The sequence below is a fragment of the Methylorubrum sp. POS3 genome (genome assembly GCF_043352485.1).
In the GTDB taxonomy this organism is placed as follows: Bacteria; Pseudomonadota; Alphaproteobacteria; order Rhizobiales; family Beijerinckiaceae; genus Methylobacterium; species Methylobacterium suomiense.
In genome coordinates this window covers 1,772,236-1,784,320 of record NZ_JAPRBT010000001.1, presented here as the reverse complement: position 1 = coordinate 1,784,320, position 12,085 = coordinate 1,772,236, and the positions used below count along the sequence as shown (strand labels likewise).

The window sequence follows — 12,085 nt, the reverse complement described above, 5'->3', positions numbered from 1 at the left end:
ACCGGCCATCTCCCTTCCCGCGGGATGGCCGGGGCCGGGTCAGAGACGCTCAATTTTGCGCGCGGCCTCGTCGATGAGATCGGCGACCTCGAACAGGAAGGCCTTGTCCGATTGGCCCGGGAGGCGCTGGCCCAGCACCGTCTTGAGGTTCTGCATCGCCCGCCAGACCGGATCAGCCGCGGACGGCCCCTCGCCCGCCGCCAGCGCGCGCAGACGCTCGAGGGCCGCCTCGGCCTCGGCGCGGTGGGCGCTCAGGTGGGACAGGCCGTCGGCCGTGATCGCGAACAGGCGGCGGGAGCCCTCGGACGCCTTCGCCTCGACATGGCCGAGTTCCTCCAGGAGGGTCAGGGTCGGGTAGATGGTGCCGGGGCTCGGCGCGTAGGCGCCGCCGGTGAGCCCCTCGATCTCGCGGATCAGATCGTAGCCGTGGCGCTCCCCGCCCTCCATCAGCAGGAGCAGGGTGTGGCGCAGCTCGCCCGCGTCGAACATCCGCCGCCGCCCGCCGCGACCGCGCGGCCCGCGGGCGAAGCCTCCCTGCCCGTCCTCCTCCCAGCCGGGCGGACCGTGTCGGCGGCCACGATGGGGGCCGTGCCCGTGCTCCATGCCATGTCTCATGACGCGTTCCATCGACGAAATGACGTTTATCGTTGTGATGCGTCTAAGATATATCTTTGTCAATCGCGAGAGGAAGGCATCCGCGATGCCATTGGCGCGGCGCGATGGGACGGTGCCAGCGCTTGCCCCCGTCCGGGACCGCCCGGCGCCTCGTTCCTCGAAGCAGGATCGGCCGCGCGACGAGGCGGGTTGGACGCAATGGCCGCTACACCCGATCCGCGTCGGGAAAGGCGAGATGACCCCGGTCGAGGGCCGCGAGGCGGATCAGGCGGCGTGCGGCGAGCGCGCCGAGGCGGCGGTGATACGCATAGGCTCTGCCGCTGATCGCGGCGGCACCGTCGATGCCGTGACGCAGGATCAGCAGGGTCTTGAGCAGGGTCCAGGGCGCTTCCAACCCGCGCAGAATCGCCGTGAGCGCCGACGGATCCGCCGCATCGAAGGCCGCGACGGTGAGGGGCAGCGGCAGTCCGGCGGCGCGCGCGAGACCGGCCAGCACGTCCTCGATCCGGCGCAGGACCGCCCAGCGCTGCAAATGCCCCATCTCGGGCGGCGCCGCCGCGAAGCGCTGGCGCACGAAGGCTTCGGATGCCCCGAACCGCGACAGCCGCGGTTCGGAGACCGGCTGGGCGAGGATCTCGGTGACCGTCGCGATCAGGGTCTCGCCGGCATCGTCGCCATCGAGGTCGAACCGAAGCTCGGCCAGCGCCCGTGTCCGGGTCAGTGCACGGAGGGCCGAGCGGTGCGTCGGCGTCAGGTCCGGCCGCAGCACGAGGCGGAGGGTGACAGCCTCGCTCTCGCGGGCATGCTCCATCAGACCGGCGAGGCCGATCTCGGAGAGGCGAGCCCCCGGATTGTCGAGGAGTCGGGCGGCGACAGCCCCGCCGCCGCGGCGCACGAGGATGTCGGTCACGGTTGCGGCCAGCTCGGCGCGGGATGCCAGGGCGAAGCGATGCGCCTCGCTGCCCTGCGCCGCGATCGCGCTCAGGCAGTCCGGCGGGAGGCTGACGCAGCGCTTCAGCAACGGGGCGGCGATCGAGGCAGACGCATCCTGCGCCAGGGCCCGCGTGGTGCGGGGCGGTCCGAGGCGGAGATCGGCGAGCCGTTCGGAGAAGGCCTCCCGCGCGATCGCATCGATCTGCCCGCACAGGCCCAGGAGCAGGGCGTCGAAGGCCGGCTTCTCCGCGACCGGCAGCCGCGACCAGCGCCGCGTCAGGAGGTCGGCCGATTGCAGCACGAGCTGCGATTGCAGGGCGCGGTCGCCGTCCCGCACGGCCTGTTCGATCCGGGCGATGAAGGCATCGAGCTGCACCCGGGGAGAGAGCGGCGCGGTCACGCCGCTCAGCCGACCTGCTGCCGCAGGGGCGGCATGACGGTTTCCGCGGCGAGGGCCTCGTCGCGCTTCTGGGCGTTGATGAGATAGGGATGCCAGAGGCCGAGACTCTCGTGCACGGCCTTGTCGACATCGAAGAAGTGGAACGGTTTGCGCAGGAAGCCCGACGCCCCGAAGGTGGCGAGTTGGCGCCGCATGCCCTCCTCCATCGCGGCGCCCATCATCAGCAGACGCGCTTCGGGATGCCGGTCATTGATGCGGCAGGCGACTTCCAGGGCGGGATAGTCCGGCAGATCCATCTCGATGATGGCGAGATCGACGGCGCGCCGCTCGGTCAGCCGCACCGCCTCCCGCCCGCCCGCGGCCTCGAGAATGTTGAAGCTGAAATGGCTCTGTTCGAGCAGCTTCCGGATCAGCGTGCGGGTCGCGCGACCATGATCGACCACGAGCAGATCGATCCGGCGGGCGATGGCCCGGGCGGCCTCAAGCACGCGGGCGATGTGATGGTCGCCGAGCGGCTTCAGGATGACCTCGTAGGCGCCGAGCCGCGTGGCGACGGAGGACCAGCGCGGCGCCAGCATATCGGTGACGAGGACGATCAACCCCTGCGGCGTGCTCGACCGATGCCAGCGGGCGATGTCGGCGCCGTTGGTCTGCGGCAAGGCCACGTCGATGAAGAGCACGTCGATCCGCTCGCGCGTGAGCAGACGACCGAGGTCGAGACCGTCGGCCGCCTCGATGACGACCGCGTCCGGCGCCGTCCGCCGCACCGCTTCGACCAGGGCGAGGCGAGCCTCCTCGTCGGGGTCGGCGACCAGGATGGTGGGTGCGCGCAAAGGGCCGGATCCCCTCGGGCCGGGACGGTCGGGCCAGCCTGTCCCGCTGGCGCCAGAATAGAGAAGGGTTCCTAAGAAACATTTTTTCGTGATCGCGCGGAATGCCGCATTCGCCTGCACCGGCGCCATCGCAGGAGAGATTCGAGCGGCGGGGCGTGGGCCGTCGCGCGGCCGAGGCGTCGCGTGCATGGAAGGCATCGGGAATAGGCGAGCGGCGGGGCCGCAGCATCGGCGCCGTCACCGGGGGCGATCCTCGGGCTCGCGTTGCGGCGGCGCAGGCCCCATATGGTGAATTCGCTCCCGAGGCGGGCCCTTGCCCGAACCTTGCCCCTCGGCACCGCGCCCCCCGCCCGCAGGACCCAAGCCGCAAACGGAAGACGAGCCCATGAGCTCCGGACACGCCCCCTCCTCCACGACCGCGCTCGAAGGCGGCGACGATGCCGTGCTGCCCTTCGCCGTCGAGGCGCTCGACCTGCGCGGGCGCGCGGTGCGGCTCGGCCCCTCGATCGACACGATCCTGCGTCGCCACGGCTATCCCGATCCGGTCGCCCGTCTGATCGGCGAGGCATCGGCGCTGACGGCCCTGCTCGGCTCCGCGCTCAAACTCGAAGGCCGCTTCCAGCTTCAGACCAAGAGCGACGGGCCCGTGGGGCTCCTCGTGGTCGATTTCGAGGCCCCCGACCGGTTGCGCGCCACCGCCCGGTTCGAGGCGGAGGCCGTGGCCGCGCTCGGCCCGAAGGCGCGTGCCGCGGAGCTGATGGGGCGCGGCCATCTCGCCATGACGATCGACCAGGGCCCGACCCAGAGCCGCTACCAGGGCGTCGTTCCCCTCGACGGCCAGGGCTTGGAGGAGGCGGCGCATCAGTATTTCCGCCAATCGGAGCAGATTCCGACGCTGGTGCGCCTCGCCGTCGCCGAGCAGATGGAGGGTGGCGAGAGCCGCTGGCGCGCGGGCGGGCTGCTGGTTCAGTTCCTACCGACCTCCCCCGATCGCCTGCGCCAGGCCGACCTGCCCCCCGGGGACGCGCCGGAGGGCCACGATATCCTGACCGGGCAACCGCGCGAGGACGATGCGTGGACAGAGGCACGCAGCCTCGTGGGCACGATCGAGGACCACGAGTTGATCGATCCGGCGGTGTCGAGCGAGCGGCTGCTCTACCGGCTGTTCCACGAGCGCGGCGTCAGGGTGTTCGAGCCTCAGGGGCTTGTGGAGCGCTGCCGCTGCTCGCAGGAGCGGGTGATGGGCATGATCCGCTCGTTCAGCCCCCAGGAGCGGCGGGACATGGTGGCCGATGACGGCAGCATCGCGATCACCTGCGAGTTCTGCTCGCGCCGCTACGTGCTCGATCCGGCCGCGGTGGAGCAGGAGATCGCGGCGGCGTCGTGAGGGCCGCTGCCTCGCTCCTTCCACCCATTCGTCATCTTGAGATGCACAGCCGAAGGTGAAGCCTTGAAGGCGGCCTCCAGCCGGCCGGGCGTCTACTGGAGCCCTTCTTCGAGGCCCGCCGAGGCGGGCACCTCAGGATGAGGGGGTTGGATGGGAGGGGGTGCGGCTTCCGCTGTTAATCCCCCGACTGCGCCGACCAAGTCGCATGGCGCACCTCGGGCCGGGCCTCCAGCGCGGTCGTCACCGCGTCGAGATCCTTCGCCCGCACCGTCGTGGCGGTCAGCGTGGCGATCACGTCGACCGCCTCCTCGCCGCGCTCCTCGACCTCGATGGCGCTGACGGGGTAGCCCGCCGCCTCCAACCGCTCGACCAAGAGGTCGCGGGCGGGACCGGAATGGTCCGGGGCCACCGTCACCTGCACCTCGTAGGTCGCCTCCGTGGCGCTCTCGTCGATCGGGATGCGATCGATCAGGTTCACCAGCGGTCGCAGAAGCGTGTTGCCGGCCAGCACCGCCACCGTCACGAAGGTCGCCTCCAACGGCAGATCGGCGCCGGCGAAGGCGCCGACCGCGGCCGAGCACCAGAGCGTGGCGGCCGTGTTGAGGCCGCGCACGTTCATGCCCTCCTTCATGATGACGCCGGCCCCCAGGAAGCCGATGCCGGAGACCACGTAGGCCACGACGCGGGTCGCGCCGTCGCCGCCGGTGAGCCGCATGCCGAGATCGACGAAGGCGGCCGCCCCCAGGGCCACCAGCACCGCCGTGCGTAGGCCCGCCGTCCGCTGCCGGTACTGCCGCTCGACGCCGATCAGGGTCCCGAGGCCGAAGGCGGTGGCGAGGCTGATTGCCGAGTTGAGGGTTTCGGGCGTCGGAAAGGAGAAGGGGCCTGGCATCGTCGTCCGTGTTCGTGGGCGCTCTCCGCTGACGGACGAGCATGACGCTTGCGTGACGCCGTTCGGCGAGGTCTCGCAACCTGGCGAACCGACAGGGATGCCGTCTTACGGGCAAATCGCCCGACCTGGGCGGCTGCGGCGTGCCGTGGGATTGACGGCACGGCGCGGCTGCAGGCACACCGGACATGCTATGGGCATCCTAAGAATAAGCCCATGCCGAGGAGATGCGCATGAGGCAGGCCGCCCTTTCTGCGGACGCCCCGAGGTCGAATCCGACCCTGGCTGCGGACGTGCGCGCATGAGCGGTCAGGCTCTCGCCGAAGCGCCCGCGAAGGCACCCGCCCCGTCCTCCGGATCCGGCGTGCGCGACCGTCTCCTCCAGCTCCGCGACGGGCTCGCCCACGGGCTGATCGGCGCCGACAAGCTGGTCGAGCGCCTGCTGATCGGGCTCCTGACCGGCGGCCACCTGTTGATCGAGGGCGCACCGGGCCTCGCCAAGACCCGCGCGGTGAAGCGGCTCTCGGACGGTCTCGACGGCTCCTTCGCCCGCGTGCAATGCACGCCGGACCTGATGCCCGCCGACCTCACCGGCACCACCGTCTGGCGCCAGGATGCGGGCACGTTCGAGTTCCTGCCCGGCCCCCTGTTCCACTCGCTGATCCTCGTCGACGAGGTGAACCGCGCGCCGCCCAAGGTGCAGTCGGCGCTGCTGGAATCGATGGCCGAGGGCCAGATCACGGTGTCGGGCCACACCCACCGTCTGCCCGACCCGTTCATGGTCGTGGCCACGCAGAACCCGATCGAGCATGCCGGCACCTTCCCCCTGCCGGAGGCGCAGCTCGACCGCTTCCTGCTCCACGTCGTCGTCGAGATGCCGGACGAGGCCTCGGAGCGGCGCATCCTCGACCTCGTCGAGGGCGAGCTGAACCACCATGCCGACGCGATGCCGGTGAAGCTGTCGGTGGCGGAGGTGATCGCCGCCCGCGAGGCCGCGCTCGCCACCTACGTCTCCCCCGCGCTCAAGGACTACCTCGTGCGGCTGGTGGCCGGCACCCGCACCGACGCGGTGTCCCCGGAGCTGCGCGCGGCGATCGAGCATCCGGCCTCGCCCCGCGGCACGCTGGCCCTGATGGTGGCCGGCAAGGCCCGCGCCTATCTCCACGGCCGCGACCACGTGGTGCCCGAAGACATCGCGGAACTGGCCGCCGACGCCCTCTCGCACCGCATCGGCCTGACCTGGCGCGCCGCCGCCGAGGGGCGCACCACGCGGGGCATCGTCGCCGGGTTGGTCGAGCGGACACGGGCGCTGTAGCCGCATGACCGCCACTGCGGCGCCCGCGACCGACGATCCGTTCGGTGCCCCCGGTATCCATCTTTCGGGTGCCGGGCTGATGAGCCTGCGCCATCTCGCCCGGCGCGGCGTCTCGCCCTCGACCAAGACCATCGCCGGGCTGCCCGGCGGCATCGTCACGCGGAAGCGCGGTCGCGGCTCCGAGCCCGACGACGTGCGCCTATGGTCGGAGGGCGACGATCGCCGCTTCATCGACCGCAACGCCACCGCGCGGACCGGCGAATTGCACGTGCGCACCCACCATGACGAGCGCGACCGCGCCGTGGTGCTGATGGCCGATTTCCGGCCCTCCATGCTGTTCGGCACGCGCCGCGCCCTGCGCTCGGTCGCGGCGGCGGAGGCCCTGGCCCTGCTCGGCTGGCGCATCGTCGGCGACGGGGGACGCATCGGCCTGATCGTGGCCTCGGCGGGCGAGCCCGCCGTGGTGCGCCCGGCCGGCGGCGAGCGGGCGATGACGGCGGTGACCGGGGCGCTGGCCCATGCCCATGCCGCGGCGCTGGCGGGATCCGGCAAGGACGACCCGCCGCTCACCGACACCCTCGCCCTCGTCCGCTCGCTGCTGCCGTCGGGCGGGCATCTCGTGATCGCCAGCGCCCTCGACGCGCCGGGCCCCGAGATGGAAAGCCTGCTCACCGCGATCGCCGAGCGGCTCTCGATCCGGCTGCTCCTCGTCAGCGACGCCTTCGAGCGCATCCGCCCGCCGGGCTTCTATCCCTACGCCATGCCGGACGGCCGTCGCGGCACCGTCCAGACAGGCCGCACCGCCCCGGCCGCGGCGGAGGCCGACGACCGTCTCGCGAAGCTCCATGCCTGCGGCGTCGAGGGCCTGCGCATCGACGTGGAGGGCGGCCCGGAGAGCTACGCCCCCCTGATGGAGCGGCTCGATGCGGTGCTGTGACGGGCGCAGCCGCGTGATCCTCACCCCTCCGCGAGGGACGGCGCCTGCGGAGCAGAGGGAAGAGGGATGACCGCCGGCGCCCCTCCCCCCGACCTCTCCGCCCTGCGCGGCCTCCATCTGCCCTCCGGGGGCGGCGGGGTGGTACAGCCCGAAGTCGTGGCCGCCATCGCCCTCGGCTTCGGCCTCGCGCTCCTCGTCGGTCTGATCCGCATTCTCCGGGCCCGGCGCGGTGCCTCCGTACGGCGGGCGGCCCTGCGGGAACTGGCGCTTGCACGGGGGCTGGCGCCCGAGCCCCGGCGGGTGGCCCAGGCGCGCCTGCTGCGCCGCCTCGTGCGCACCCTCAAGGGCGAGGAGGCCGCCCGCGCCCGCGGGCCCGCCTGGGCCGAGACGCTCGACGCCACCTTCGCCACTGACTTCTTTCGCAACGGCCCGGGGCAGGCCTTCACCGAGGGTCTGTATCGGCGTCCCGGTTCCATCGACCCGGACGCGATCGATAGCGGCCTGACCCGTCTCCTCTCGCGGATCAGGGCCTGAGCCGATGCCCGCCTGGCTCACCGCCCTCGCCTCGGCCTTCGACTTCGCCACGCCCCTCGCGCTGCTGCTGCTGCCCCTGCCGCTGCTGGCCGCCCGGCTCATTCCACCGGAGCGCGAGGGGGGCAGCGGGGCGCTTCGGGTGCCGCCCTCCCTCGTCGGCGACACCGAGAGCGCGGGCGCCATCGCGGCCCGCGGCCGGCGGCGCCTCTGGCTCACCGGCGCGCTCTGGGTCGCCCTCGTGGTGGCGCTCGCCGGCCCGCGCCTCGTCCTGCCCGCCACCGCGCTTCCCGCCTCGGGCCGCGAGATCATCCTGGCGCTCGATCTCTCGGGCAGCATGGAGCGCAAGGATTTCGCCCTCGACGGCGAGACCGTGAGCCGCCTCGCCGCGGTCAAACGGGTCGGTGCCGAGTTCATCCGCCGTCGCGCCGGCGACCGCATCGGCCTCGTCGAGTTCGCCGATCAGGCCTTCGTCGCCGCCGCGCCCAGCTTCGACACCGCGAGCGTCGCCCGCACCCTGGAAGAGGCCACCATCGGCCTCGTCGGCCGCTCCACCGGCATCGGCGACGGCCTCGGCCTCGCCCTCAAGCGGCTGGCGCCGGCCCAAGTCGCGAATGCCGAGGGCGGCGGCCCTCCCCCCTCCCGCGACAAGGTGGTGGTGCTCCTCTCCGACGGCGCCAACAATGCGGGCCAGACCGCACCGAAGGAGGTGGCGGAACTCGCCAAGGATCTCGGCGTGCGGGTCTACACCATCGCGCTGGGGCCGATCGACATGGCCGACAATCCGAACAACGAGCAGGACGTCGTCGATGTCGAGACCCTGCGGGCGATGGCCGAGGCGAGCGGCGGCCGGGCGTTCCGGGTGAAGTCCACCGACGATCTCGAGAGCGTCGCCAACGCCATCGACACGTTGGAGGGCGGACGCGCCCAGGCCCCGCCGCTGCCGTTGCGGCGGGATCTTTGGCCCTGGCCCGGAGCCCTGGCGCTGCTCTGCGCCGGTGCGCTGCTGGCGACGAGGCGCCGGCTATGATCGAGAGCCTGACCCTGCTGCGCCCGCTCTGGTTCCTGGCGGTGCCCGTCGTCGTCGTCCTGGCCCTGCGGGCGGCGTGGCGCTCGGCCCCGCTCGGCGACTGGGCCAAGGCGGTCGATCCCGCGCTGATGGCCCTGCATGCCCGCCGTGGTGCGGTGCTCGGCGGGCGGCGGCAGGCCAATCTCGCTGCGGCTCTGGCCGCCGGCATCCTCGCCGTCGCGCTGACCGGCCCGGCGGTGGAGCGGCCCGAGGCCACCACCTTCCGCAACCTCGACGCCACGGTGATCGTGCTCGACCTGTCCCGCTCCGTCACCGAGGGCGGCCGCTTCAAGGAGGCGCGGCAGGCGGCGGAATCGGTGGCGGAGGCCGCCGGCACCCGCTCGGTGGCGCTCCTGGTCTATGCGGGCGACGCCTACACCGCCGTCTCGCCGACCACGGACCGCGACGCCATCGGCACCACCCTGTTCGCCCTCGACGCCGACACCGTGCCCGATCGCGGCACCCATCCCGAGCGCGGCCTCGCGCTGGCCCGCCGGATCCTGGCCGAGGCCAACGTCGTCGCCGCCGACGTGGTGCTGATCACCGACGGCGACGGGATCGGGCAGGCCGCCGAACGCGAGGCGGCGGCGATCCGGGCCAAGGGTTGGCAGTTGCACAGCCTGTTCGTGCCGGCCGGCAAGGCATTGCCCCCCGGCGCGCCCGCGACCGACCGCACCGCCCTCGATCGCCTCGCCGCTTCGGGCGGCGGCAAGAGTGCCGATATCGACGCGCCGCAGGCCGTGCTCGACCGGGTCGGCGCCTCGACCGCCCAGCACCTCGCCGCGGGCGGCTACGGCGTGCTCGCCTTCGCCGATCTCGGCCGCTGGCTTTTGCTGCTGGCGCTGGTGCCGGCCCTCCTCCTGTTCCGTCGGAGCGCGTGATGACGGCGCCCCTCGATCCCCGCACGCTCGCCACCGCGCGGCCCTTGGGCCGGCTCGCCCCCGGCGCCTTCCCACGCCACTGGCGCAAGGCCGCCCGCCTCGGCGGGCTGGCCCTGGCGGCCGCGAGCATCCTCGGTCTGCTGCTGATCTCCGAGCCGCGCACCCTGCTCGGCCGCACGCTGCTGGCGACGGGCTTTCCCGGCGCGGCGCTCTCCGTCTTCGATCAGCCGGCCTGGCGCGCCGCCGCGTTCTACGAGGCCGGGCGCTACGGCGAGGCGATCGCGATCTACCGGACGCAGGGGCGGCGCGGCGCCTACAATCTCGGCAACGCCCTCGCCCGCTCGGGCGACCTCAAGGGGGCGCTCGACGCCTTTGACGAGGCCCTGGCCTACAACCCGCGCGACGCCGACGCCCAGGCCAATCGCTCGCTCATCGCCAAGGCGCTCGAGGAAGAGATCGATCGAGGCAAGGGCGGCGGCATCGCCAACGCCTCGGCCCAGTACGGCGCCCGCTACGGCAACACCGCCAACCAGGACCAGAACGACGACATCAAGGCCACCGCCAGCGGCGAGGGGCTGGCCGGCAACAAGGAGGCGGGCTCCTCCGCCTCCCTGCCGGGCACCAGCCCGGTCGCCCGCCGCGGCAAGTCCGAGCAGCAATCGATCGAGTCCGGCAAGGGGCAGGCCCGCGGCTCGGCGAGCGACGCCGCCGGGCGCGGGCGCCAGGGCGCGGGTTCGGCCATGGTTGCCGCCGCTCCGGAGAAGGAAGCCCGTCGCGTGACGAAGAGCTTCGAGGCGCACGAGATCCATCCCGACCGGCTCTGGCTTCAGACTTTGCCGGACGAGCCCGGCCGCTTCCTCAAGCTGCGCCTCAAGGCCGAGCAGGCCCGCCGGGTCGAGGCCGGTACCGCGATCCCGGGAGGCAGCAACCCGTGGTGATTCTGTCGCGAACGCTCCGCGCTCTTTCCCTCGCCGCTCTTCGGGAGCGGGGTCGGGTCGCAGCTCTCCTGCTGCCCCTGCTCCTCCTCGCCACCCCTGCCAGCGCCATCGATCCCGGCGACCTCACCTTCACGGTGACGCCCGAGCTGCCCCCGGGCGGCGCGGCCTATGCCCGCGAGATGGTGCTGCTGCGCCTGCGCGGGGTCTACCGCACGCAGATCCTCCTGGAGGATGTGCGCCAGCCCGCGCTGGTGAACTTCTCCTGGACCCAGCTCGGGCGCGACACCTGGGGCCGCACCCGGATGCCCGACGGGCAGATGGCCCTGGAATTCCAGCGCACCATCGCGGTGTTCCCGCAGCACACCGGCACCTTCACCATCGATCCGTTCATCCACCGCCTGACCATCAACGACAACGGCGAGCGCAAGCAGGTCGACGTCCGTTCCGAGCCGGTGCCCTTCCCCGTGGCGACCTGGACCGGCGAGGGCGGCGGGCCGGACGCGCCCGAGCCCTGGTGGCTGCCCGCCCGCGACGTCTCGATCACCGATCACTGGGATCCCGATCCGGAGACGATCAAGATGGGCGAGACCGCCCGGCGCATCGTCGTGCTGGAGGCGCAGGGCATGCTGGCCGAGGGGTTGCCGCCGCGCCCGGTGATGCGCACCCGCGGCATCGTCACCTTCGCGGGCCCCGTGAAGCGCGAGACGATCATCACGCCCTCCGGCCCGGTGGCGCGGGCGACCTATCAATGGGATGTGAAGCCCGGCGTGCCGGAGGTGATCCCGCTCGACGCCATCAAGATCCCCTGGTTCGACACCGTCTCGCGCACCATGCGCGAGGCCGAAATCCCGGCCCGCCAGATCGGCGGCGGCCTGCCCGACCGGGAGGAGGATCTGAAGCCGCCCGCCCCCGCGGGTTGGCCGGTGCTGGCGGCGGCGGCCCTGGCCGCCTTCGGCCTCGGGCTCGCCCTGATCGGCTTCGGCGCCGGGCAGGGTCGCTGGCGCCTCGACCGGGGCGAGGCGCGCGCCCTCAAGCGGGCGGCCGCCGCGAACGACGCCCGGGCCTTCCGCGCGGCCTTGGGCGAGGCGATGCGCGCGCATCCCGAGCTCGCCGCCCTCTGGCGGGCGGACCCAGCGATCGCCCGCGATCTCGAAGCCCTCGACGCGCGCCTGTTCGGCCAGGATCCGACGGTGTCCACGCCGCCTTCGGGGGATCTGCCCCGCCTGGCCCAGGCGCTGACCCGATCCCGGCGGCCGGCGACTGGTCCGCTCGCGCCCGAGCCCCGGCTCGCCCCCCTCGACGGTCCCGTCGCGAAAGCGTGAGCGGAGCGCCGGAACGGCCACGTTTCACCTCGGGT

12 protein-coding genes are annotated in these 12,085 nt (G+C 72.9%); 8 read left to right on the top strand and 4 right to left on the bottom strand.

The annotated features are described in order from the left end of the window. Nucleotides 1–39 precede the first annotated feature (39 nt). The 3 genes from OWC43_RS08565 to OWC43_RS08555 all read right to left on the bottom strand — a co-directional run bounded on the left by OWC43_RS08565 (nucleotide 40) and on the right by OWC43_RS08555 (nucleotide 2,781). Entirely contained in the window at nucleotides 40–615 is a 576-nt protein-coding gene (locus OWC43_RS08565; protein WP_137830412.1) for a PadR family transcriptional regulator, read from the bottom strand. A 205-nt stretch (nucleotides 616–820) separates the two neighbouring features. Further along, nucleotides 821–1,948, bottom strand: a complete 1,128-nt coding sequence (locus tag OWC43_RS08560; RefSeq protein ID WP_393956353.1) for a DUF2336 domain-containing protein — start codon at nucleotides 1,946–1,948, stop codon at nucleotides 821–823. 5 nt (nucleotides 1,949–1,953) lie between these two features. Then, nucleotides 1,954–2,781 carry a response regulator gene (locus tag OWC43_RS08555; RefSeq protein ID WP_393956352.1) on the bottom strand — a complete coding sequence of 276 codons (828 nt, stop codon included), beginning with the start codon at nucleotides 2,779–2,781 and terminating at the stop codon, nucleotides 1,954–1,956. 385 nt (nucleotides 2,782–3,166) lie between these two features. Here OWC43_RS08555 and OWC43_RS08550 point away from each other — a divergent pair, with 385 nt between their 5' ends. After that, nucleotides 3,167–4,168 carry an Hsp33 family molecular chaperone gene (locus tag OWC43_RS08550; RefSeq protein ID WP_393956351.1) on the top strand — a complete coding sequence of 334 codons (1,002 nt, stop codon included), beginning with the start codon at nucleotides 3,167–3,169 and terminating at the stop codon, nucleotides 4,166–4,168. 175 nt (nucleotides 4,169–4,343) lie between these two features. Here the strand turns inward: OWC43_RS08550 and OWC43_RS08545 are convergent, their stop codons facing one another. Further along, complete coding sequence (locus OWC43_RS08545; protein ID WP_393956350.1) at nucleotides 4,344–5,060, bottom strand: MgtC/SapB family protein; 717 nt, start codon at nucleotides 5,058–5,060, stop codon at nucleotides 4,344–4,346. 298 nt (nucleotides 5,061–5,358) lie between these two features. On the opposite strand from OWC43_RS08545, the gene OWC43_RS08540 reads away from it, so the two are divergent. The 7 genes from OWC43_RS08540 to OWC43_RS08510 all read left to right on the top strand — a co-directional run bounded on the left by OWC43_RS08540 (nucleotide 5,359) and on the right by OWC43_RS08510 (nucleotide 12,050). Beyond that, nucleotides 5,359–6,372 carry a MoxR family ATPase gene (locus tag OWC43_RS08540; RefSeq protein ID WP_137830406.1) on the top strand — a complete coding sequence of 338 codons (1,014 nt, stop codon included), beginning with the start codon at nucleotides 5,359–5,361 and terminating at the stop codon, nucleotides 6,370–6,372. A gap of 4 nt (nucleotides 6,373–6,376) precedes the next feature. Further along, nucleotides 6,377–7,309: a DUF58 domain-containing protein gene (locus OWC43_RS08535; RefSeq protein WP_137830405.1), complete on the top strand. Its 933-nt coding sequence runs from the start codon at nucleotides 6,377–6,379 to the stop codon at nucleotides 7,307–7,309. Nucleotides 7,310–7,375: 66 nt separating this feature from the next. Further along, nucleotides 7,376–7,843, top strand: coding sequence for a DUF4381 domain-containing protein (locus OWC43_RS08530; protein WP_393956349.1), 468 nt, complete (start codon nucleotides 7,376–7,378; stop codon nucleotides 7,841–7,843). A gap of 4 nt (nucleotides 7,844–7,847) precedes the next feature. Next, nucleotides 7,848–8,870 (top strand): VWA domain-containing protein, encoded by a 1,023-nt coding sequence (locus OWC43_RS08525; protein ID WP_393956348.1) that lies wholly within the window; start codon nucleotides 7,848–7,850, stop codon nucleotides 8,868–8,870. Beyond that, nucleotides 8,867–9,790 (top strand): VWA domain-containing protein, encoded by a 924-nt coding sequence (locus tag OWC43_RS08520; protein ID WP_393956347.1) that lies wholly within the window; start codon nucleotides 8,867–8,869, stop codon nucleotides 9,788–9,790. Before OWC43_RS08525 ends, OWC43_RS08520 begins: the two co-directional genes overlap by 4 nt. Next, nucleotides 9,790–10,728, top strand: coding sequence for a tetratricopeptide repeat protein (locus OWC43_RS08515; protein WP_393956346.1), 939 nt, complete (start codon nucleotides 9,790–9,792; stop codon nucleotides 10,726–10,728). The genes OWC43_RS08520 and OWC43_RS08515 overlap by 1 nt, the downstream gene beginning before the upstream one ends. After that, nucleotides 10,728–12,050 (top strand): hypothetical protein, encoded by a 1,323-nt coding sequence (locus OWC43_RS08510; protein WP_393958517.1) that lies wholly within the window; start codon nucleotides 10,728–10,730, stop codon nucleotides 12,048–12,050. The genes OWC43_RS08515 and OWC43_RS08510 overlap by 1 nt, the downstream gene beginning before the upstream one ends. Nucleotides 12,051–12,085 lie beyond the last annotated feature (35 nt).